The 22,968-nt window shown below is 60.5% G+C and carries 21 protein-coding genes, 2 tRNA genes and 1 riboswitch; of the genes, 22 read left to right on the top strand and 1 reads right to left on the bottom strand.

The features are described from left to right. Window positions 1-159 precede the first annotated feature (159 nt). Window positions 160-352: riboswitch (FMN riboswitch) on the top strand. A 5-nt stretch (window positions 353-357) separates the two neighbouring features. From ARB25_RS06555 to ARB25_RS06515, 9 genes are all read left to right on the top strand, one after another. Continuing rightward, a complete protein-coding gene (locus ARB25_RS06555; RefSeq protein WP_055252299.1) occupies window positions 358-948 on the top strand; it encodes an ECF transporter S component in 591 nt (196 codons plus the stop codon). Further along, the gene (locus tag ARB25_RS06550) at window positions 945-2,849 is read left to right on the top strand and encodes an energy-coupling factor transporter ATPase (protein WP_055286779.1); all 1,905 of its coding nucleotides are present in this window, start codon (window positions 945-947) and stop codon (window positions 2,847-2,849) included. The genes ARB25_RS06555 and ARB25_RS06550 overlap by 4 nt, the downstream gene beginning before the upstream one ends. Next, window positions 2,849-3,649, top strand: a complete 801-nt coding sequence (locus ARB25_RS06545; protein WP_055286777.1) for an energy-coupling factor transporter transmembrane component T family protein — start codon at window positions 2,849-2,851, stop codon at window positions 3,647-3,649. Before ARB25_RS06550 ends, ARB25_RS06545 begins: the two co-directional genes overlap by 1 nt. 30 nt (window positions 3,650-3,679) lie before the next feature. After that, a complete protein-coding gene (locus ARB25_RS06540) occupies window positions 3,680-4,126 on the top strand; it encodes a pyridoxamine 5'-phosphate oxidase family protein (RefSeq protein ID WP_055286775.1) in 447 nt (148 codons plus the stop codon). Window positions 4,127-4,179: 53 nt separating this feature from the next. Further along, a complete protein-coding gene (locus ARB25_RS06535; RefSeq protein WP_055286773.1) occupies window positions 4,180-4,590 on the top strand; it encodes a pyridoxamine 5'-phosphate oxidase family protein in 411 nt (136 codons plus the stop codon). Between the two features lie 257 nt (window positions 4,591-4,847). After that, a complete protein-coding gene (argC, locus tag ARB25_RS06530; protein WP_055286771.1) occupies window positions 4,848-5,918 on the top strand; it encodes an N-acetyl-gamma-glutamyl-phosphate reductase in 1,071 nt (356 codons plus the stop codon). A gap of 134 nt (window positions 5,919-6,052) precedes the next feature. Continuing rightward, a complete protein-coding gene (argJ, locus tag ARB25_RS06525; RefSeq protein ID WP_055286769.1) occupies window positions 6,053-7,321 on the top strand; it encodes a bifunctional glutamate N-acetyltransferase/amino-acid acetyltransferase ArgJ in 1,269 nt (422 codons plus the stop codon). An 81-nt stretch (window positions 7,322-7,402) separates the two neighbouring features. Continuing rightward, complete coding sequence (gene argB / locus ARB25_RS06520; RefSeq protein ID WP_055252306.1) at window positions 7,403-8,383, top strand: acetylglutamate kinase; 981 nt, start codon at window positions 7,403-7,405, stop codon at window positions 8,381-8,383. A gap of 69 nt (window positions 8,384-8,452) precedes the next feature. Then, window positions 8,453-9,736, top strand: coding sequence for an aminotransferase class III-fold pyridoxal phosphate-dependent enzyme (locus ARB25_RS06515; RefSeq protein WP_055286767.1), 1,284 nt, complete (start codon window positions 8,453-8,455; stop codon window positions 9,734-9,736). A 612-nt stretch (window positions 9,737-10,348) separates the two neighbouring features. Here ARB25_RS06515 and ARB25_RS06510 read toward each other — a convergent pair. Beyond that, window positions 10,349-10,424, bottom strand: a tRNA-Val gene (locus ARB25_RS06510). Window positions 10,425-10,611: 187 nt separating this feature from the next. Here ARB25_RS06510 and asnB point away from each other — a divergent pair. The 13 genes from asnB to lysS all read left to right on the top strand — a co-directional run bounded on the left by asnB (window position 10,612) and on the right by lysS (window position 22,648). Next, window positions 10,612-12,492, top strand: coding sequence for an asparagine synthase (glutamine-hydrolyzing) (gene asnB, locus ARB25_RS06505; RefSeq protein WP_055286765.1), 1,881 nt, complete (start codon window positions 10,612-10,614; stop codon window positions 12,490-12,492). A 111-nt stretch (window positions 12,493-12,603) separates the two neighbouring features. After that, entirely contained in the window at window positions 12,604-14,166 is a 1,563-nt protein-coding gene (locus ARB25_RS06500) for a Mur ligase family protein (RefSeq protein WP_055286763.1), read from the top strand. A 107-nt stretch (window positions 14,167-14,273) separates the two neighbouring features. Then, entirely contained in the window at window positions 14,274-15,185 is a 912-nt protein-coding gene (locus ARB25_RS06495) for an HAD family hydrolase (RefSeq protein WP_055252310.1), read from the top strand. Window positions 15,186-15,236: 51 nt separating this feature from the next. Next, a complete protein-coding gene (murI, locus tag ARB25_RS06490; RefSeq protein ID WP_055286761.1) occupies window positions 15,237-16,121 on the top strand; it encodes a glutamate racemase in 885 nt (294 codons plus the stop codon). A gap of 54 nt (window positions 16,122-16,175) precedes the next feature. Continuing rightward, window positions 16,176-16,901, top strand: coding sequence for a ribonuclease PH (gene rph, locus ARB25_RS06485; RefSeq protein WP_055286759.1), 726 nt, complete (start codon window positions 16,176-16,178; stop codon window positions 16,899-16,901). Window positions 16,902-17,042: 141 nt separating this feature from the next. Further along, entirely contained in the window at window positions 17,043-17,684 is a 642-nt protein-coding gene (gene rdgB / locus ARB25_RS06480; protein ID WP_055286757.1) for an RdgB/HAM1 family non-canonical purine NTP pyrophosphatase, read from the top strand. Between the two features lie 3 nt (window positions 17,685-17,687). Then, complete coding sequence (gene dtd, locus ARB25_RS06475; protein WP_055286755.1) at window positions 17,688-18,134, top strand: D-aminoacyl-tRNA deacylase; 447 nt, start codon at window positions 17,688-17,690, stop codon at window positions 18,132-18,134. A gap of 183 nt (window positions 18,135-18,317) precedes the next feature. Then, entirely contained in the window at window positions 18,318-18,614 is a 297-nt protein-coding gene (locus ARB25_RS06470; protein WP_006234957.1) for a Veg family protein, read from the top strand. Window positions 18,615-18,616: 2 nt separating this feature from the next. Continuing rightward, complete coding sequence (ispE, locus tag ARB25_RS06465) at window positions 18,617-19,513, top strand: 4-(cytidine 5'-diphospho)-2-C-methyl-D-erythritol kinase (protein ID WP_055286753.1); 897 nt, start codon at window positions 18,617-18,619, stop codon at window positions 19,511-19,513. Window positions 19,514-19,562: 49 nt separating this feature from the next. Further along, window positions 19,563-19,639: transfer RNA gene (locus ARB25_RS06460), tRNA-Pro, on the top strand. Window positions 19,640-19,751: 112 nt separating this feature from the next. Next, window positions 19,752-20,027 (top strand): twin-arginine translocase TatA/TatE family subunit, encoded by a 276-nt coding sequence (gene tatA, locus ARB25_RS06455; protein WP_022094895.1) that lies wholly within the window; start codon window positions 19,752-19,754, stop codon window positions 20,025-20,027. Between the two features lie 106 nt (window positions 20,028-20,133). Then, window positions 20,134-20,604: a transcription elongation factor GreA gene (greA, locus tag ARB25_RS06450; RefSeq protein WP_006234960.1), complete on the top strand. Its 471-nt coding sequence runs from the start codon at window positions 20,134-20,136 to the stop codon at window positions 20,602-20,604. A gap of 79 nt (window positions 20,605-20,683) precedes the next feature. Beyond that, a complete protein-coding gene (gene lysS / locus ARB25_RS06445) occupies window positions 20,684-22,648 on the top strand; it encodes a lysine--tRNA ligase (protein WP_055286751.1) in 1,965 nt (654 codons plus the stop codon). Window positions 22,649-22,968 lie beyond the last annotated feature (320 nt).

Genomic DNA, 22,968 nt, shown 5'->3' with positions numbered 1-22,968 from the left:
GGTCGATAGGGATACGTGTCCCCTTCGCTGTTTCGCGCTTTGCGCGAAAGGCGCGTTGCTTTGGGATGGGTGGGGGACGTGGTTGCTTTGGCAACTGATCTCCGCCACAAATTACCCTTGGCATACTTGCGCGAGAACCTGCTCGTGCTACACTTGCAATTGCTGTTTCAGGGCGGGGTGGAATTCCCCACTGGCGGTAAATCGGGCGGTGTCAAAGGGACGCCGTGGCGCAGGCGAGGTGTCTGCGACCGAGCCGATGAGTCCGCGACCCGTGCGTGTGTTGGTTCGCATGCCGGCTGAACTGGTGAGATCCCAGTACCAACGGTTAGAGTCCGGATGAAAGAGGCAGGTGATCTTATGTCTGAACAGTCGCAGCATATCCATTTTGAGAACACGAATAGGTGGAGCACCAAACAGCTCGTTACCATGGCGTTGATGTGCGCCTTGGGCGCCCTGTTTATGTACGTGCAGCTGCCTATCCTTCCTTCGGCGCCGTTTTTGACGTATGACCCGTCGCTGGTACCGGCGATGGTGTGCGGGTTTGCGTATGGTCCTGGCGCCGGCACTGCTGTTGCCGCTATGGCTATCGTTATCCATGCGCTCACCACGGGTGACTGGGTCGGCGCGCTTATGAACCTGGTTGCCACGCTGGGCTACATTCTGCCTGCGGCTATCGTCTATCAGAAGATGCATACCTATAAGGGTGCCGTGATTGGCCTGGTGCTTGGCGTTATTGCCGCTACGGCGTTGTCTATGGTCGCAAACCTTACCATTGGCGTATGGTTCTGGTATGGCTCGGTCGATGTGATCGCCCCGCTCATGATTCCTGCCGTGCTGCCGTTCAACCTTATCAAGACCGTGCTTAACTCGGTGTTGACACTGGCGGTGTATAAAGCGGTCTCCAACCTCATCACGCCTAAAAAGGACCAGGTCAAAGGCCGCGCATGATTGAGTGTCGGGGCGTTTCCTTTAGCTATGACGGTGCCGTACCGGCGCTCGACGGCGTCGATCTGAATATCGAGGACGGCGAGTTTTTCTGCATCCTCGGTGGCAATGGGTCGGGCAAGTCGACGTTTGCCAAGCATCTGAATGCGCTGTTGCAGCCCGATGCGGGCACGGTACGCATCAACGGCATGGATGCGTCCGACCCCGAGCTGGTCTACGACATTCGTTCGACCGCGGGCATGGTATTCCAGAATCCCGACGACCAGCTGGTGGCAACGCTTGTCGAAGATGACGTTGCGTTTGGTCCCGAAAACCTTGGCGTGCCATCGGCGCAAATTGCGCAGCGCTTACGCGAGGCGCTGAAGGGTGTGGGCCTGGTGGGCTTTGAGCGCCACGAGACCCATGCGCTTTCGGGCGGCCAAAAGCAGCGCGTGGCGCTTGCCGGCGTGCTCGCCATGGAACCGCGCGTGCTCATATTGGACGAGGCTTCCTCGATGCTCGATCCGCGTGGACGCAAGGGCCTCATGAAGGCTTGCCGCGCGTTGCACGCTCGCGGCATGACCATCGTGATGATTACGCACTTTATGGAGGAGGCTGCCGAGGCCGATCGTGTCGCCGTGTTTCAGACGGGACGAGTTGCCATGCTGGGCACGCCCGATGAGATTCTGACGCGGGCGAATGAACTCGTTCAGCTCAACCTTGACATGCCAGAGTCGTGCCGTTTGGGCATGGCACTTCGTGCGAAGGGCGTGCCCGTTTGCGCGCAGGTACGTGAGGCGGATATGGTCGCCGAGATTGCGCAGACTTATGCCGAGCGAAGTGGGGCAGGCACCGCGGGGCAGCCTTCCGCATCCCAGTTGGAAATCGCTGACGGCACTGTTCCGGTAGACAACGAGGGCAACGCGTCGGAGCCCGTCATAGAGCTATCCCATGTTTCGTACAGTTATTCGCTCAGTCCGCGCGAGCGCCGCCGCTGGCATAAGCGCTCGGCCACTGCGGGCAAATCGAGCAAACAGGCTCTCTGGGGAAACGACCCCAGCAGTCCGTGGGCGCTGCGCGATGTATCGCTGACGGTGCGTCGCGGCGAGTTCCTGGGTTTGGCAGGTCATACCGGTTCGGGTAAATCGACTCTGGTCCAGCATCTCAACGGGCTGATCCGTCCGCAGGAGGGAAGCATTTGCGCGCTGGGGCTCGACCTATCAAACAAGAAAGACGCCGCCGCGGTTAAGGCCAAGGTCGGCGTGGTGTTTCAATATCCTGAGCGTCAGCTGTTTGCCGAAACCGTGGCGCAGGACGTGGCGTTTGGTCCGCATAACCTTGGCTTGCCGCAAGATGAAGTCGACCGTCGTGTCGAGTCATCGCTCTCGCGCGTGGGCCTCGACCTTTCCACGGTCGGCGACAAGAGCCCCTTTGAGCTTTCGGGCGGTCAGCAGAGGCGTGTGGCGTTTGCCGGCGTGCTCGCTATGGAGCCCGAAGTCCTGGTGCTCGATGAGCCCATGGCAGGGCTCGATCCGGCTGCGCGCAAGGATTTCCTAGGGCTCATCGGTCGACTCCATCGCGAGGGCCTGACCGTTGTCATGGTTTCGCATAGTATGGATGACCTGGCCAATTGCTGCGACCGTATTGTCGTGATGAACGAGGGCGCGGTGTTTGCCGAGGGCACGCCCGCTCAGGTTTTTGCGCATGCCGATGAGCTTAAATCAATCGGCTTGGGCGTTCCCGCCGCCCAGCGTATGGCGCTGGCGCTTACGGAGGCGGGCGTGCCGCTGCGTCGCGGCGGGCTCTATACGGTTGAGTCGTTGGCCGACGAGTTGGCAGATTTGCTGATCGGTCGCCCAGACGGTTCTTCTAACGTCTCGGACATTGCTAAATCCAAGACGGTCGCGCGAGAGGAGGGCTGCTGATGGAGGCGTTTTCGTTTGGCAGTTACTATCCCGGCGATAGTGCAATCCACCGCCTGGACCCGCGAACCAAGTTGCTCTTGGGCTTTGTGTTTCTGATCACGACGCTCACGGTCAGTGGCTTCCGCGGGCTGGCCCCGGTCGCAATTTTCGTTGTGCTGACCTATGCCGTGTCTCGGGTGCCGGTTCGTCGCGTTCTGTCGTCGATGGCGCCGCTGCTGGCGATCGTCGTCGTGGTCGCGGTGCTCAACTTGTTTACCGATCAGAGTGGGCGCATCCTGTGGCAGCTCGGCTTTCTGCAGATAAGCGAGGGCTCGCTGCGTTCTGCCGCCTTTATGGCGTGCCGCCTGACGTTGATGATGGCCGGTATGAGCGCCATTACACTCACCACGCCGACGCTCGACCTCACCGCGGGCTTTGAGCGCCTGCTCGCGCCGTTTGCGCGTGTGGGACTTCCTGCGCACGAGCTCGGCATGATCATGGGTATCGCGCTACGCTTTATGCCGCAGTTTGCCACTGAGATGAAGCAGACGGCCGATGCACAGGCAAGCCGCGGCGCGCGCGTGACGGGCGGTCCGCTCGGCGGCGTGCGTATGCTCGGCAGTGTGGCGATTCCGCTGTTCACGGGCGTGTTCCGTCATGCCGAGACGCTTTCGGCCGCCATGGATGCACGCTGCTATCACGGCGAGCAGGGCCGCACGCGCCTGCATGCGCTTGCATTTGGCCGCGGCGATGCGTTGGCGGCGGTGGTGACGGCGTTGCTGCTCATCTGCGTCATCGTCATCAATCTTCAACTTGTTTAGGCGCGATTCGGGCGCAAGAAAGGGGTCCCTATGACCGACAACGACCGCACGGCTCAGCTTGAGCGCGCCTGTTCGTATCTCAGGCGCATTCCGGCGTGGTATCTGGCCACGACCGATGCAAGTGACGGGCATCAGCCTCGCGTGAGGCCGTTTTCGTTTGCCATGGTCGATGACGACAAACTGTGGTTTTGCACGTCGCGCGACAAGGACGTATGGGCGGAGTTGAGCGCGAATCCCAAGTTTGAGGTATCGGGCTGGAAGCCGGGGGAGTGCTGGATCGTGTTAACCGGTGAGGCCGCGCTCGAGGACGATGCGTTCGTGAGCGACAAGGTGCGCCAGGCGGGCTTTAGGCACATGGTGGGCATTGGCGAGCAACACGATAGTGCCAACGACGGCCGCCTTGCATTCTTCTCGGTCCGCAACATCGCCGCGCGGTTCTGCGATATCGACGGCAGCGAAGAGCTCCTCGAGCTCTAATTTCCCAAATTGACTACCCATTCCAAAAAACTGGTCAGGCGACAGGAGGAAACGTGGACGGATTGAATACGGTGCTGGAGTATCTGACGTCGGTGCCGGCGTGGTATCTGGCGACGAGCGTGGACGGGCAGCCGCATGTGCGTCCGTTCTCGTTTGCACAGATTCAGGACGGCAAGCTGTGGTTTGTGACGGCGCGCACCAAAGATGTGTGGCAAGAGCTTCTGCAAAACCAGCGCTTTGAGGCCACGAGTTGGTGGCCGGGCCATGGTTGGTTGATCCTGCGCGGGCGTGCGGGGCTGGAAGACCGGGCTTCGAGTGAAATGCGCGAGGCCGGTTGGAAGCATCTTGAGCGCTTGAGCGAGCACTATGAGGGGCCTAACGACCCCACGCTCGTCTTCTTTAGCGTCGAGGATCCCGAGGCTTTTATCTGCAATCACGACGAATGGGTGCCGGTCGAGCTCTAGCCAGCTGGCTCATCCTAACAACTTGGTTTTCGCATGGGCGGGCCCCGTATTGCCCGGCGCCGTTAGGAGCGCCGTTCAATACGGGGCCCGCTCCATTTGTCAATTCCTTCAAGCGAATGTGTCGGGAATGTTTCAATGCATGAATATGCAAGCCATTTGCGTATTCATGCATCTTTTGGTGCTAAAGTTTCAACCCACTTCATAACGGCCGCTGCGAAATGCGCATCGGTGCATAAATCGCAGACAAGGAGTCTGATATGTCTTTGAAGGTTGGAATCGTCGGTGCGGCTGGATATGCCGGAGCCGAGCTCATTCGCCTCGTGCTCGGCCATCCCGAGTTTGAACTTGTTGCCATTACGTCCAACGCCGATGCCGGCCAGCCGCTGTCCGCGGTGTATCCGAGCTTTGCTGGCGTGAGCGATCTGGTTTTCACCACGCATGACGCCCCCGAGCTTAAATCCTGCGACGCCGTCTTCTTGGCCGTGCCGCATACCGCGGCCATGGCTCAGGTGCCCGCCCTGCTTGCCGCGGGAGTCTCCTGCATTGACCTCTCGGCCGACTATCGCCTGAGCGATCCGGCCACCTTTGAGGCCTGGTATGCCGCCGAGCACACGAGCCCCGAGTTGCTCAAGACCCGCGCCTTCGGTCTGCCCGAGCTGTTCTCCCAGGATTTGGAGACCGCTGCATCCGATCATGCCGACGGCAAACCCGTGCTGGTTGCCTGCGCCGGCTGCTATCCCACCGCAACGAGCCTTGCTGCCGCTCCTGCCGTGCGTGCGGGCTGGGTGGCCGAGAACGGTCCCGTGATTGTCGATGCCATCAGCGGTGTGACGGGTGCCGGCAAGTCTTGCAACGCTCGTACGCATTTTTGCAGCGCCGACGAGAATTTGGAGGCCTACGGCGTGGGCAAGCATCGCCACACGCCCGAGATTGAGCAAATCCTTGGCCTGACCGATCGCGTCGTCTTTACCCCGCACCTGGCACCGCTCAAGCGTGGCCTGCTCTCCACGGTGACGATGCCGCTTACGCCGCAGGCTATCGACTCCCTGGCTCTTGAGGATGTTGTCGACTATTACAAGCAGTTCTACGCTGGACGCACCTTTGTGCGTGTGCTCGACGCCGGCCAGCAGCCCAAGACGGCTTCGGTCGTCGGCACCAACGCCGCCCAGATCGGCCTCGCGCTCAACAAGCGCGCGGGCGTGCTGGTGGCGACGGGCGCCATCGACAATCTGTGCAAGGGCGCTGCGGGCCAAGCAGTCCAGTGCGCCAATATCGTCTTTGGCTTTGACGAGCGACGAGGCTTGCCCACAGTGGCGTGCCCGGTGTAGCACATTCGATTGTTAACGATTTGGTAGTCGGGCATCGAGTGGGGCGCCACTCTTAAGCTGGTCTCATGATTACGACTGGCATGGCGCACCAACCGATGTCCGTTTTTTGTTTGACATAAGGAGTCATAAAGACGATGAATACCGAGCTGTTTGATATCAAGATTCGCGCCGTCGAGGGTGGCGTTACGGCTGCGGCTGGTTTTAAAGCTGCGGGCATCCACGCTGGGTTCCGCAAGAACCCCGAGCGTCTGGATTACGCGCTCGTCGTGCCCGATAAACCCTGTCCCGGTGCCGGCGTGTTTACCACCAATCGCTTTTGCGCGGCGCCCGTGCAAGTGAGCCGTGCCAACCTGGGCGGTGCCGACAAGGGTTACGGTATCATCGCCGGCGTTTCGGTCAACTCTGGCAATGCCAACGCCGCCACGGGTGAGACCGGCCTTGCATGCGCGCGCGAGACGTGCAGCATCGCATCGCAGGTCATCGGCTGCGAGCCCCAGCAGATTCTGGTTGCCTCCACGGGCGTGATTGGCCAGATTCTGCCGATCGACACGTTTGAGACCGCCATTCCTGCTGCCTACGAGGCGCTCTCCGCCCACGGTGGAGCCGATGCCGCTCGCGCCATCATGACGACCGACACGCACTCCAAGGAGTACGCCGTGTCCTACGTCAGTGAGGTTGCGGGCCATGCGGGCAACGTCTATTCGGTAGGCGGAATGTGCAAGGGCTCGGGCATGATCATGCCCAATATGGCCACCATGATCGCGGTCATTACTACCGATGCCCCCGTCGAGCCGGCGGCACTTCATGCCCTGCTGCTCTCGACCGTCAAACAGACCTTTAACAAGGTAACGGTCGATTCCGACACCTCGACCAACGACACCTGCATCATGCTTGCCTCCGGCGCCGCTGCCGCAGATGCCGAGCCTATCGTCGAGGGCTCCGATGCCTTTGACGAGTTGGCATTTGCCGTGCGCGAGGTGTGCGAGAGTCTGGCGCGCAATATCGCCGCCGATGGTGAGGGCGCATCCAAGCTTGTTACGGTCAACGTTACCGGAGCCGCCAACGACGAGGAAGCTGATATCGCCGCTCGTGCCGTTGCCAACTCGCCGCTCGTTAAGACCTGCATCGCTGGCCACGACTGCAACTGGGGCCGCGTTGCCATGGCGCTTGGCAAGTGCGGCGTGAAGTTTAATCAGGAAGACGTTTCCATCGACATGATGGGCATGCCTGTCTGTCGCGACGGTCTGACTGTTCCCTTTGACGAGGACGAGGCTCTGCGACGTTTCGAGGCGCCCGAGATCGTGATCTCGGCCGACCTGGGCGCAGGCGACGCGGCAACGACCGTGTGGACCTGCGACCTCACGCATGAGTACATCTCCATCAACGGCGACTACCGTTCCTAGATTCCGGGCACGCTGCGCATCTTGCCGCGATTGCGGGCAGCGGAGCACGGCGCGATAACGATACGAAAGACGAGGCAGATTATGAAATTCGCACGCGATTGTCGTTCGAGCGAATCCAACGAAGCAACCGCGCAGCTGCTGTTCGAAGCGCTGCCGTGGATTAAGAACCTGACCGGCAAGACGGTTGTTATCAAATATGGCGGAGCCGCCATGGTTGATGAGCAGCTGCGCCGCGACGTGATGAGCGACATCGTTTTGCTCAAGATCATCGGTATGCGCCCCGTCATCGTGCACGGCGGCGGCAAGGCTATCAACGAGGCGCTGAGCCATTACGATATTCCCGTCGAGTTTAAGAACGGCCAGCGCGTGACCACGCCGGCGACTATGGATATCGTGCGCGAGGTGCTGGGCGGCAAGGTCAACCAGGAGCTGGTTGCTGCCATCAACCACCACGGCAACCTGGCCGTGGGCGTGTCGGGCAGCGATGCCGGCACGCTCATCGCCGAGCCGCTCGACCCCGAGCTCGGTCGCGTGGGCAAAGTGACGCACGTCAACACCGACTATATCGAGCGCTTACTCGATAGCGAGTACATCCCCGTCATCGCTACCGTCGCGGCGGGGGAGGACGGCGGTTTCTTCAACATCAACGCCGACACCGCCGCCGGTGCCGTTGCGGCAGCGCTCCACGCGCATAAGGCGATCTTTTTGACCGATGTCGATGGCCTGTACAAGGACTTTAGCGACAAGGACTCGCTTATCTCCAACCTAACGCTCGACGAGGTTAACGAAATGCTCTACGGCGGCGAGGTCGATAAGGGCATGATTCCCAAGCTGCGTGCGGCCGTCGATGCGCTTACCGGCGGCGTATTTCGTGCCCACATCATTAACGGTACTACGCCGCATTCGCTGCTCCTGGAGCTGCTGACCGATGCCGGCGTCGGCACCGTGATCCATTCCACCGAGACGGCTTACGAGTTCGATACGCATCCGCATCCGCTTTCGACGTTTGCTGCGCGTCTGACCGAGAACCTTGACGAGGTCGAGAAGCTTCAGACGGTCTAGCTGACCCGCAGCCGCCCCATTCCTGCACCCATAGCCCCGCGCCGTCTGGCGCCCAACGAAAGGCATCCCATGTCACTTGCAGCTCAGCAATCGCTTGAATCCCATTACGTTATGCATACCTTTGGCCGCTCTCCGGTCGAGTTTGTCGAGGGTCACGGCATGAAGCTCACCGGCGACGATGGCCGTGAGTACCTCGACTTTCTTGCCGGCATCGGCGTGTGCAGCCTAGGTCATGGCGACCCGGCTGTGCTCTCGGCGCTCGAGGCACAGACCAAAAAGCTCATGCATGTCTCCAATTACTTCTACATCGAGCAGCGCGGACAGGTCGCGGCGCTGCTGTCCAAGCTTGCTAACGACGACGTAGATGGTGCGCGCGTGCTTGCCGATGCCATTGCCGCCGGCGATGAGACCACGGCAGCTGCTCTTGGTGCCCCGGCTGCGGATGAGCAGGTTTGGGAGACCTTCTTTGCCAACTCTGGCGCCGAGGCCAACGAGGGCTCGATGAAGCTCGCGCGCCTGTACGCCAAGCGTGCCGGTAATGGCGGCAACACCATCGTGTGCATGCGCGGCGGCTTCCACGGCCGTACGCTCGAGACCATTGCCGCCACCATGCAGGATTGGCTGCAGGACAGCTTCCGCCCGCTGCCGGGTGGCTTTGTGGCCTGTACGCCCAACGATGTGGACGAGCTGCGTGCGATCTTTAAGCAGCTGGGGAGCGAGATTTGTGCCGTGATGCTCGAGCCGATCCAGGGTGAGAGTGGTGTGCACCCCATGACCGAGGAGTTTATGGCGGCAGCGCGCGACCTGGCACACGAAGTGGGAGCCGTGCTTATCGCCGACGAGGTCCAGTGCGGCATCTTCCGCTCCGGCAAGCCGTTTGCATTCCAAACCTATGGTGTGGAGCCCGACATCATGAGCCTTGCCAAGGGCATTGCCGATGGCGTGCCCATGGGTGCCGTCGTGGCAAAGAAGGAGATTGCCGACGTGTTTAAGCCAGGCGACCACGGCTCGACCTTTGGCGGTAGCTGCTTGGCCGTCGCGGCGTGCGCCGCGACGCTCTCCGCGCTTGTGCGCGGCGATTATGCCGACCATGCTGCCAAGGTGGGTGCCTATATGGAGGCAAAGCTCGCCAAGCTGCCGCACGTGACCGAGGTACGTGGTCGCGGCTTGATGCTCGGCTGTGATTTGGATGATGCCGCGGGCGACGCGCATGATGTTGTTGCCCGCGCGCTGGCCGCCGGTGCCGTAATCAACGCTACGGGTGCCCATACGCTGCGTTTCCTGCCGCCACTCGTCTGCGAGGAAGCCGACGTGGACAACCTGATCGAGATTTTGTCGGACGTTTTGGCCTAACACGGCGCAATAACTCAATTTGGACCGGGTCCCGGACTGCGGACGTGCCATATGCGGCACGATTCAGCGGTCTGGACCCCGTTTTGTCTTAGATTTGCTAAGGCGGGGGAGACCTGCTGGTCAAAAAACATCAAATATGAGTACTGTTACCGATTTGGTAGCAGCAATTTTGGACTAATAAGGCTAGATAGCAAGACGAAATGGCGATGAATACACGATTTTAATCCAACTGTTAGTCCTTATAATGGACACATGTTGCGTAACTTAAGCAAATGCTATCTTTTTATATGTTGCAAGCAAAGTAACAGTACTCATTTTTGCCATTTTTTGACCACGGCCTTTGTGACAGACGTGCTGGCGGGTTCGAATCCCATGCGCTGGGCCTGAAAAAGGAAAGGCCTCCATCGCTGGAGGCCTAACAATTCAGTGGTGGGCGATGAGGGATGTCGCGTGCGGCTGACGCCGCCCGCTTTCGCTTCGGGCCTACGGCCCTCGCGTGCTGCGCTGGAAAACGCTTGCGCGTTTCCTCAGCTCCGCACCCTGTCGGGTTCGAATCCCATGCGCTGGGCCCAAAAAAGAAAGGCTTCCATTGCTGGGAGCCTATCAAATCAGTGGTGGGCGATGAGGGATTCGAACCCCCAGCCTTGTGCGTGTAAAGCACCTGCGCTAACCGTTGCGCCAATCGCCCGTGCGGAGAGAGTATAGCAAAACAATCGCCTCATTCATCTCATATCCATTAAAGGTAACTGGCACGTGTCGCAGCGGAGCTGATTCAGTTGAGATTGCCTGAACATTCCGCCCCTCTTTACGCCCTCGGGTATACTCAAAAGCTACTGATTCGATTTGATGCCCAGCAACAGCAGAGGGGATAGTATATGTGCGGTTTTGTCGGTTTTGTCGGTGGGACGGATAACCAATCCGAGGTGCTCACCAAGATGATGGACCGCATCGTCCATCGCGGTCCCGACATGGGCGGTCAGTTTATCGACGGCCGCGTTGCCCTGGGCTTCCGCCGCCTGTCGATCCTCGACCTGACCGAGGCCGGCGCTCAGCCCATGGCCAATGAGGACGGCAGCGTCGTCATTGTCTTCAACGGTGAGATCTACAACTTCCAAGAACTCCGTTCCGAGCTCGAAGCCAAGGGCTACAAGTTCCATTGCGGCGCCGACACCGAGAGCCTCCTGCACGGCTACGAGGAGTGGGGCGAGGCTGTCCTCGATCGCCTGCGCGGTATGTACGCCTTCGTCATCTGGGACAAAAAGAAGAACAAGCTTTTTGGCGCCCGTGACATCTTTGGCATCAAGCCGCTTTACTACTATCCCATGGCCGATGCGGGCGACGGCGCTCCGGGCGTGCTCTTTGGCTCCGAGATCAAGAGCTTCCTAGACTACCCGCACTTCCACAAGGCGGTCAACAAAAAGGCCCTGCGTCCGTACATGACGCTGCAGTATTCGGCAACCGAGGAGACCTTCTTCGAGGGCGTCTACAAGCTGCCGCCGGCGCACTACTTTACCGTCGATATCCCGACCGGCAAGATGAACATCGAGCGCTACTGGGATTGCGATTACTCTGCCGTCGAGAAGCCGTTCGAAGAGTATGTCGATGAGCTGGACGAGGTCGTGCACGAGAGCGTCGAGGCCCATCGCATCGCCGACGTCAAGGTCGCGTCGTTCCTCTCCGGTGGCGTCGACTCCAGCTACATCGCCGCTTGCCTCATGCCCGACAAGACCTTCTCGGTGGGCTTTGACTACAAGAACTTCAACGAGACCAACTACGCCAAGGAGCTTTCCGATAAGCTCGGCGTCGAAAACGTTCGCAAGATGATTACCGCCGACGAGTTCTTCGGTGCGCTCGAGGACATCCAGTATCACATGGACGAGCCGCAGTCCAACCTGTCTTCCGTGCCGCTGTGGTTCTTGGCCGAGATGGCCCGCAAGGACGTCACCGTGGTGCTTTCGGGCGAAGGCGCCGACGAACTCTTTGGCGGCTACGCCTACTACGAGGATACGGTCCCGGTGCGCAAGTACAAAAAGATGGTGCCGCTGCCCATCCGTCGCGCGCTCGGTAACCTGGCGCTGCATATGCCGTACTTCAAGGGACATAACTTCCTGGTCAAGGGTGCCGAGATCCCCGAGAAGTCGTTCCTGGGACAGGCTCTGGTATGGCCGGAGCGCGAGGTCGACGGCGTGCTCAAGCCCGAGTACAACACCGGCGACGGCGCCTTTGAGCTCGCTGCACCCATCTACGCACGCGTGAAGGGTCAGCCCGAACTGGTCAAGAAGCAGTACCTGGACATGAACATGTGGCTCCCGGGCGACATTCTGCTCAAGGCCGACAAGATGTGCATGGCACACTCACTGGAGCTGCGCGTGCCCTTCCTGGACCGCAAAGTCATGGAGTTCGCCGAGCACATTCCCGACCGCTACCGCATCAACGAGAACGGCAACAAACAGGTACTCCGCCACGCTGCCAACAAGTCGCTGCCCGATGAGTGGGCCACCCGTCCCAAGGTGGGCTTCCCGGTGCCGATTGTCTACTGGCTGCGCGAGCAAAAGTGGTACGACTATGTCAAGGAGTACTTCACCGCGCCGTGGGCAAGCGAGTTCTTCAATACCGACGAACTCATGCACCTGCTCGATCTGCACTTTGCGGGCAAGGGCGATTTCCAGCGCAAGATCTATACGCCGCTCGTGTTCTTGGTGTGGTACAAGCGCTTCTTTATCGACGAGGACCAGCCCGCTGTTCGGGCTGCCTAGCCTCGGCTGACGAACGCCTGCGCGTAACGGCTCCTCCGGGAGCCGTTTTTGCGTGGGTGCGTTTCAGTTACTATAAAACCGTCCCTGCCAAATGGCTGAGAAAGGTGAAAGATGCACCATTCGGATTCCGCGACCGTGACCACGGTCGATACGCTTGCCAAGCTTCTCGATGTGTGCGGCGAGCTGCGCGCATCAGAGCAGGTTGACGAGCGTGCCGTGACCGGCTGCTCGTTTGATTCGCGCGCGGTCTCGGCAGGTGACGTGTTCTTCTGCAAAGGTGCTGCCTTTAAGCCCGCGTTTTTGAGCATGGCGCTCGATGCGGGCGCCGTCGCATTTGTGTGCGAGGAGTCACTGGTCGAGTCTCTGGAGCCGCTGGCGCAGGAGAGCGGTGCTGCGATGCTGGTTGTTGATAGCGTTCGCACGGCCATGGCCCTGTTGCCGCCGGAGGTCTACGACCGTCCCGACCACGACGTCAAGATCGTGGGTATCACCGGTACCAAGGGAAAGACCACGGCCGCTTTTATGCTCCAGTCGATTATCAAAGCGGCGGGCGAGTCCTGCGGCATGATCGGCTCGGTGAGTACCGACGATGGCATCGAGTGCTACGAGAGCACCAATACTACGCCCGAGGCCCCCGAGGTCTGGCGCCATATCGCCAACTGCCGCACGTCCGGTCGCCAGTCCATGGTCATGGAGGTTTCGAGCCAGGCGCTCAAGTACCAACGCGTCGAGAATCTGCCGTTTGACGTGGCGTGCTTCCTCAACATCGGCCGCGACCACATCTCGCCGATCGAACACCCCACGTTTGAGGATTATTTTGAGAGCAAACTCAGGATCTTTGACCAGGCAAAGACCGCCGTGGTGAATCTAGGCACCGAAGAGGTTGACCGTGTGCTAGAGGCAGCGTCGACGGCCGATCGCTTGGTGACCGTTGGGGTCGAGCATCCCGAGGCGAGCCTGTGGGCAAGCGACGTACGCATGGTCGGCTTTAGCATCGAGTTCAACTTGCATGGCCTGTGTGCCGACGATTCCGAGACGGGGGAGAAGGTCCTGCTGGGCATCGCGGGCGACTTTAACGTGGAAAACGCGCTGGTCGCTATCGCCGCTGCGCGCGAGATCGGCATCGGTATCGAGGCTATCAAGAAGGGCCTCTCCAAACTGCGTGTGCCGGGCCGTATGGAGGTCGTGGAGTCGAAGGACGGCCGCGTGATCTGCGTCGTCGACTATGCGCACAACCAGCTTTCGTTCCGTTCGCTTTTCTCGTCGGTGAAGCGCGCGTTTCCCGCTAGCCCCGTCATTGCGCTGTTTGGCGCTGCCGGCGGCAAGGCGCAGGAGCGCCGCGAGCAGCTTCCGCGCGAGGCCGCACCGTATTCCGACCTGATGATCTTTGCCAATGAGGACCCGGCTCACGAGGACCCGATGAAGGTCTGTCGCGAGCTTGCCGAGCATGTTCCCGACGATACGCCGAACAAGATCATCCTCGACCGCGAAGCCGCTGTGCATGCGGCGTTCAAGGCGGCGCGCGAGGAGTACGTCAACCCCGATGCTCCCACCATTGTCTTGCTGCTGGCAAAGGGTGACGAGGAGCTCATGCACGTGGGCGACGAGTTCGTGCCCATCGAGAGCGACCTTTCGCTGGCCAATCGCCTGATCGATGTTACCCAGTTTGACTAATGAACCATGATGGCGGCGGCGTCCTGAGTGCGCTGTCGCCATAAGCGTGTTCCCTCAATCAAAACATGCCGTCCAAGTCCAAACCCTTCTACGTAAACGGAGTAACCATGTCCCACAACACCCTGCCGACCGTTGCCGAGCTTTCGGGCGAGATGCGCGAGCGCTTGGCCAAGGTCAAGTACGTCTTTACCGACCTGGATGCCACGATGCTCGCACCCGGCTCGTGCGTGCTGCGCGACAACGACGGCAACCCCTCGACCAAACTCGTTGAGGCCGTCGTGGCGCTCGCTCGCGCTGGCATTCAGGTGGTTCCCACCTCGGGGCGCAACCGTACCATGATCCACGAGGACGCGCGCGTGCTCGGCCTCAACTCCTACATCGGCGAGATGGGCGGCCTGGTCATGTACGACCTCAAAGCCAACGATTGGGAGTATCTGACCGGCGACATGCCCTACGACCCCTCTTGCGGCCTCACGCCGCACCAGGTGATCGAGCAGACCGGCGTGTGCGAGAAGATCCTCGCCCGCTGGCCGCACAAGATCGAGTATCACAACGACATGTCGACCGGCTACAAGTACCGTGAGGTCACCGTCGGCATGCGCGGCGATGTGCCCGACGATGAGGTTCAGGCCATCCTGGACGAGGCCGGCTGCGGCCTGGTGTGGGCCTGCAACGGTCACCTGACGCATCTGTCCAAGCCGACGACGCTCGAGCTCGATCGCGTCGAGGACGGTCGCGCATTCAACATCAACCCCGCGGGCCTCAACAAAGGCGTCGCCATTGCGCGCTTCTGCGAGCACCTAGGGATCGAGCGCGAGGAGACGCTCGCGCTCGGCGATTCCGAGTCCGACTTCTACATGGCCGATCACGTGGGCACGTTCTGCCTGGTCGAGAATGGCCTGACGAGCGCCGGCGCGCCCGAGTTTCTGGCTGCTTGCGAGAACGCTTTCGTTACGCGTGGCAAAATTGTCGACGGTTGGGCGGCGACGGCAGAGCTGCTGGTCGCGGCGCGTTCGTAGCGCGCCGCCGCCGCACTTGGACATGTCTTTTCGAGAGAGACTGGTGAGGTAATGTCCGATATCGAGAATTCGGCAGGCGACACGCGCCCGATTGGCGTGTTCGATTCTGGTTTGGGCGGTCTGACGGTTGCGCGCGCCATCGCGACGGCGCTGCCGCACGAGTCCGTCTACTACTTTGGCGACACCAAGCGCTGTCCCTACGGCACGCGTACCGAGGATGAGGTGCGCTCGTTTGCGTTGCAGGCGGGTCGTTGGCTTTCGAAGCACGACGTCAAGATTATGGTCATCGCCTGCAACACGGCGACCGCTGCGGCCTTGCGTCTGGCCCAGCAGGTGCTCGACGTTCCCGTCATCGGTGTGATTGCGCCGGGTGCCCGTGCAGCAATCAACAGCACCCGCTCGCGTCGCGTGGGCGTGCTCGCCACCAACCTCACCATTCGCTCGGGCGCCTACACGCGCGCCATTCAGGATCTAGATGCCGGCGTCGATGTATACGGCTGTCCTGCCTCGAGCTTTGTCGAGGTTGTCGAACACGAGCTTGCCTCGGGTGCACATCTGCAGGAACAGTGGCTTGAGAACGAGGATATCTTCGATACGCCTGCCGTGCGTGCGCTGGTGGGTGCCACGGTTGAGCCGCTGCGCGACCACGGTATCGATACCGTGGTGCTCGGCTGTACGCATTTCCCGCTGTTGGTGGGACCTATCCGCCATGCGCTGGGGCCTGGGGTGCGCGTCGTGAGCTCCGCCGAGGAGACCACGCGCGAGCTGACCGATATCCTCACGCGCCGCGAGCAGCTGGCGGGCGACGCCGCCGAGCCGCAGCATCGTTTTGCCACGACGGCCGATAACATTGCCGAGTTTGCGGTGGCGGGCAGCTTTATCTTTGGTCAGCCGCTCAAGAGCATCGAACATATCGATATCGATGAGCTGAAATAGATGTAAGGCAGCCGCCAAAGCCTTCGCCACATATTTTGCCGAAAGGATATTTCTATGGAGTACATGCAGGTCAACCGCGCCAACGGCCGCGCCGCCAACGAGTTGCGCCCCGTTAAGCTCACCCGTGGCGTCATGAAGCACGCCCACGGCTCGTGTTTGGCCGAGTTCGGTGACACGCGCGTGCTGTGCGCCGCCACTATCGAGGAGGGCGTGCCGGGCTGGCGAAAGGGAGCTAAGGCCGGCTGGGTGACCGCGGAATACGCCATGCTGTCGGCGTCGACCGGCAAGCGCTGCAAGCGCGAGCACGCCAACCGCAAGGGTCGCTCCATGGAGATCGAGCGCCTCATTGGCCGCAGCCTGCGTACCGTCGTCAACATGAAGGCGCTCGGCGAGTACACCGTCACCGTCGACTGCGATGTGATTCAGGCCGATGGCGGCACGCGTACAGCGAGCATCACCGGCGCCTGGGTGGCGCTGCACGACGCCCTTGCCATGTGGGTCGAGGCGGGCAAGATCGAGCGCATCCCGCTTACCGGCCAGGTGGCTGCCATCTCTATGGGCGTTGTCGACGGCAATACGCTACTTGACCTCGATTATTCCGAGGACAGTCATGCCGAGGTCGACATGAACCTCGTCGCCACCGATACCGGTGAGATGATCGAGCTCCAGGGCACCGGCGAGCAGGCGCCCTTCGACCGCAAACGCCTCAACGCCCTGCTTGACCTGGGTGACAAGGGTGTCGCCGAGCTCATCGAGCTTCAGCGCCAAGCCATCGCCTAACCTGCCAAAAAGGGACAGGTTTATTTTGGTAGGTTTTATCTGCTGAAATGCTGCGTTGAAAGGTCCGATCGCCTGAGAGGGGAGAGGTCAAGTGCCCAAACGCCCCTCACGCGGCTTGCTATAGAGACAAGGAGGCCAGTCATGGCACTTGAGAAGATTGACATCGACACCCTCGACCCGGCGGCGACCATCGTCGTGGCAACGGGCAACGCCCATAAGCTCACCGAGATCGAGGCCATTTTGGGCAAGGTCATGCCCGAGGTGCGCTTTGTGGCGCTCGGCCAGCTGGGTGATTTTGAGGATCCCGAGGAAAACGGCACGACGTTTTTGGAGAACGCCATCATCAAAGCCCAAGCCGCGGTTGAGGAGACGGGCCTTATGGCCATCGCCGACGATTCGGGCTTGGTCGTCGACGCGCTGGACGGTGAGCCCGGTGTGTATAGCGCGCGCTATGCGGGCGTGCACGGCGACGATGCCGCCAACAACGCCAAACTCCTCGTTAACCTGGATGGCGTGGCCGACGAGGATCGCACCGCGCGCTTTATGAGCGTCGTCGCGCTCATCGACACGGACGGTTTGGTCACCTATGGCGAGGGCGCCTGCGAGGGCGTTATCGCGCACGAGGGCCGCGGCGATCACGGCTTTGGCTACGACCCGCTGTTCCTGCCGGTCGACACGCCGGGCAAGACCATGGCCGAGCTGACGGCTGACGAGAAGAACGCCATCAGCCATCGTTTCCACGCGCTCGAGCATCTGTCCGCCAAGCTGACGGGCGAGGAGTAGACCGTGCGTGCGGTGGTGCAGCGCGTGCTCAACGCCGGCGTGACGGTCGACGGCGAGTGCGTGGGCCGCATTGGACGCGGCTACCTGGTGCTGCTGGGTGTGGGCCATGGCGATACGCGTGCCGAGGCCGACAAGCTGTGGGGCAAGCTCCGCGGGCTGCGTATCAACGAGGACGAGAACGGCAAGACCAACTTGGCGCTTGCCGATGTCGACGGCGAGGTGCTCGTGGTGTCGCAGTTCACGCTGTTCGCCGACTGCCGCCACGGTCGCCGCCCATCGTTTACGGATGCCGGCGCCCCCGATGTCGCCAACGAGCTCTACGAGTACTTCCTGACGCTCGTTCGTCAAGATGTCGAACACGTGGCGCACGGCATCTTTGGCGCCGATATGAAAGTCGATCTCGTCAACGACGGCCCATTCACCATCGTCTTGGACACCGACAACCTTTAGGTTACGCGGTTTTACCAAACCGCGTAACAACTGGTCATGCGAGATTGTCGTCTGGTACGTATTTGGGACCGGGCTTTTTTAGCTACTTGCGTATGGCCACAACAGGGTGCTATAGTATTAGAGTTTTGTCTATCTTAGGGGTATTATCCCCTTTTTGAATTGCACCTTCTGGAGGCCCTGTTCATGGAAGAGATGGAAGTCAATCACGTCGACGACATCCACGAGAAGCTGACCGATATGGTGGGCGATCGCGTCAAGGTTAAGGCCAACATGGGCCGTACCCGCGTCGTCGAGCGCATGGGCACCATCAAGAGCGTCCACCCGGCCGTCTTCATTGTCGAGGTTGACGAGCGTCGCGGCCGCAAGTCGCGTCAGTCCTACCAGTATATCGATGTGCTCACCGGTCAGGTCGAGCTGTTCGACCCCGAGAGCGGCGAGCACATCTTTACCCCGCTCGGCAATCAGCTCGAGGAGCATTAACGGTGACCGATCGGTCCCTGACTCTTTCCGCGCCGGCAAAGATTAACCTCTACCTGGGGGTTCATACCGAGCGCGATGACCGCGGCTATCACAGGGTCGATTCCCTGATGGCGGCCGTCGGTCTTTCCGATACCGTGACGGTCACGCCGGCGCAGGCGCTGACCGTCCAGACGGTTCCGGCATCAGATTTTCCCATGCAAAAGAATACAGCGTATCGGGCTGCGGTTGCTATGGCCGAGCATTATGGTCGCGAGGCAAACATCTGCGTGACGATTGAGAAGCGCATTCCATTGTGCGCCGGCTTGGGCGGCCCCTCGACGGATGCGGCCGCGGTCATTGTCGCCTTGGCAGAGCTCTGGGGCATTGATCGCACCGACCCCGCGCTCGATGACATTGCACGGGGCATTGGTGCCGACGTCCCGTTCTTTTTGCACGCGAGCCCTGCGTTTTACGTAGGTGGGGGAGACGTGCTGGCAACTGAGTACTCCGTGCTGCCCGCGACGCCCGTTGTGCTGGTTAAGCCGCGGGAGGCGAGCGTTTCGACAATTGAAGCCTATCGATGTTTTGACGAGGCCCCGGTGCCTGCGGACAAGCCCGGCGCGATAGCTTCTGCCTTGCGTGCTGGTGATGCCGAGACGGCATATGCGCTCATCCATAACAACCTGGGTGTCATTTCCGCACAGATGGAGCCGCAGATTCAAACGGTTCTCGATTGGCTGCGTAAACAGGACGGCACCATTGCTGTAGATGTGTGCGGATCGGGTGCCTGTTCGTTTGCCATTTGCGACACCGCTGCCACGGCCGAAAGGCTTGCCGATGCTGCCCAGCAAAATGGCTGGTGGGCCTGCGCGACTGAGCTTATTCCCAACACGGTTCAAATCGACGCTTCAAAGAAATAAAAATTTCTCTAGCACGCGGCGAAAATCTTTGTTACTATAGTCGAGCTAACGGGTTGTGGCTCAGTTTGGTAGAGCACTGCGTTCGGGACGCAGGGGTCGCTGGTTCAAATCCAGTCAACCCGACCAGAGCATGAGGAGGGACCGCTTCTTGCGGTCCCTTTTTTTAGCTATTGTTGTGATACCGCGATACCCGCGGTATACTCATTCGAGCTTGTCTCGCTGTATTGTGGAGGTCTACATGTTTGGACTGAGGGCTCCTGAGCTCATCATTATTCTCGTCGTTGTCCTGATTATCTTCGGGCCCAAGAACCTGCCGAAGCTCGGCAAGTCCCTCGGCTCTACCGTCAAGAATATCCGCGAGGGTATGGAGGGCGACGATAAGGCCGAGACCAAGCAGGCCGAGGAGGTCGTGGTCGAGCAGTCCGAGGAGGACAAGGAGATCGCTGAGCTCGAGGCCAAGCTCGCTGCTGCCAAGAAGAAGCAGGCAGAGGACAGCGACGCGGACGCAGAGTAGTCCCATCCCTTTGGGGTGAGCACCTGACCGGCTTGCCCGCAGGCTAGCCGGTCTTTTTCGTTTTGTTGACAGTTGATTGTTTGATCAGAGTTGGGGAGATATCCGTATGGACGCAAGCCAGATCGTACTGACCGCTGAGGGCCGCCAGAAGCTCGTCGAGGAGCTCGCTTGGCGTGAGGGCGATTACGCCAAGGAGATCGTCGAGGACATCAAGGAAGCCCGCGCGTTCGGCGACCTTTCGGAGAACTCCGAGTACGACGCCGCTAAGGACAAGCAGGCCCAGAACGCCGCTCGTATTGCCGAGATCCAGGCCATCCTCGCCAACGCTCAGGTTGCTGCCACCACGGGCGACCTGACCGTCTCCATCGGTTCCACCGTTTCGCTGATTGATCCCAACGGCGAGGTCATGGAAGTCACGCTCGTCGGTACCACCGAGACCAACTCGCTCGAGCACAAGATTTCCAACGAGTCTCCGGTCGGTCACGCCATCATTGGTCACGGCGAGGGCGATTCCGTCGAGGTCGTTACGCCTTCCGGCAAGACTCGCGTCTACACCATCGCCAAGATCGCACGCTAGACCACGGTCCCGCGTAAAGGTATGTTTTCGCTCCCTGGGACCGAATCCTGGGGAGCGTTTTAGTTTGAGGAGCTAACTTATGGCAGAGAACCAGAACGCCGCCGATCAGGCATCGACGCTCAACGATGAGCGCGCCACCCGCCTGGCCAAGCGCGCCGCCCTGTTCGAGGCGGGCCAGAACCCCTATCCCGAGCACTCTGAGCTTGAGGACTACGTCGCCGATATCGAGGCTAAGTACGCCGAGCTTGCCGATGGCGAGGACACCGAGGATGTCGTGAAGATCGCCGGCCGTGTGGTCGCCAAGCGCGGTCAGGGCAAGATCATGTTCATCGTCGTGCGCGATGCGACTGCCGAGATTCAGCTGTTCTGCCGCATCAACGACATGGACGAGGCTGCCTGGAATACGCTCAAGGCCCTCGACCTGGGCGACATCCTGGGCGTGACCGGCGTGGTCGTGCGCACCCAGCGCGGCCAGCTTTCCGTTGCCCCTAAGAGCGCGACCCTGCTTTCCAAGGCCGTTCGTCCGCTGCCCGAGAAGTTCCACGGTCTTTCCGACAAGGAGACCCGCTATCGCCAGCGCTACGTCGACCTGATCGCCAACGACGACGTTCGCGAGACCTTCCGTAAGCGTTCGCAGATTCTCTCCACCTTCCGTCGCTTTATGGAGTCCGACGGCTACATGGAGGTCGAGACCCCCATCCTGCAGACCATCCAGGGCGGCGCTACTGCCAAGCCGTTCATCACTCACTTCAATGCGCTCGATCAGGAGTGCTACCTGCGTATTGCCACCGAGCTGCACCTCAAGCGCTGCATCGTCGGTGGTTTTGAGCGCGTGTTCGAGATCGGCCGCATCTTCCGTAACGAGGGCATGGACCTTACCCACAACCCCGAGTTCACCACGATGGAGGCCTACCGTGCCTTCTCCGACCTCGAGGGCATGAAGGCGCTCGCCCAGGGTGTCATTAAGGCAGCTAACAAGGCCATCGGCAACCCCGAGGTCATCGAGTACCAGGGCCAGACCATCGACCTTTCTGGTGAGTGGGCCAGCCGTCCCATGACCGACATCGTCTCCGACGTGCTCGGCAAGCAGGTCACCATCGACACGCCGGTCGAGGAGCTTGCTGCCGCCGCGCGCGAGAAGGGCCTGGAGATTAAGCCCGAGTGGACCGCCGGCAAGATTATCGCCGAGATTTACGATGAGCTGGGCGAGGATACCATCGTCAACCCGACCTTCGTGTGCGATTATCCCATCGAGGTCAGCCCGCTCGCTAAGCGTTTTGAGGACGACCCGCGTTTGACTCACCGCTTTGAGCTGGTCATCGCCGGCCACGAGTACGCCAACGCATTCTCCGAGCTCAACGACCCGGTCGACCAGGCTGAGCGCTTTGCTGCCCAGATGGCCGAGAAGGCCGGCGGCGACGACGAGGCCATGGAGTATGACGAGGACTACGTGCGCGCCCTCGAGTACGGTATGCCTCCCGCGGGCGGCATTGGCATTGGTATCGACCGCGTGGTCATGCTGCTTACTAACCAGGCTTCTATCCGCGACGTCCTGCTGTTCCCGCACATGAAGCCCGAGAAGGGTTTCCAGTCCGGTGCCGCTGCCGCCAAGGCTGCAGAGGCCGGCAACGCCGCGAGCCCATTCGTTAAGTCGCTTAAGCCCACGCTCGATTACTCCAAGATCGCCGTTGAGCCGCTGTTTGAGGAGTTCGTCGACTTTGATACCTTCTCCAAGAGCGATTTCCGCGCTGTGAAGGTCAAGGCATGCGAGGCCGTCAAGAAGTCCAAGAAGCTGCTGAACTTTACGCTCGACGACGGTACCGGTACCGACCGCACCATCCTCTCCGGTATTCACGCTTATTACGAGCCCGAGGACCTGGTTGGCAAGACCTTGCTCGCCATCACCAACCTGCCTCCGCGCAAGATGATGGGCATTCCCAGCTGCGGCATGCTCATCAGTGCCATCCACGAGGAGGAGGGCGAGGAGCGTCTCAACCTGATCCAGCTCGACGCCTCCATCCCCGCCGGCGCAAAGATGTACTAACTAGTTACGCGGTTCTACGAACCGCGTAACGGCTCGACGCTGCGCGGGCCGCATTTGGACAATCTGACGTTCAACTTCAAGGGCGCGACCAGAAGGTCAGCGCCCTTTCGTTTCACGTCACCTTGTCACAAATGCGACCCGCTCGCTGACTTATGCTCAACCTGCGGCGCCATTTTTCTTGAAGGCACCTTGCTCGCTCTGGCGGGCTTTCGCTGTCCGTCCTCTATCTGCGGTGTTGCCCTGGTTGGCACTTAGGGACGTTCCTTTTAATATGAGCAGGACATTGTCAAGAGGCAAAATCGGGCCTGGCCCCAACGATA

The sequence above is a fragment of the Collinsella aerofaciens genome, from assembly GCF_001405375.1.
GTDB lineage: Bacteria > Actinomycetota > Coriobacteriia > Coriobacteriales > Coriobacteriaceae > Collinsella > Collinsella aerofaciens_F.
This window is presented reverse-complemented; position numbering and strand designations above follow the sequence as displayed.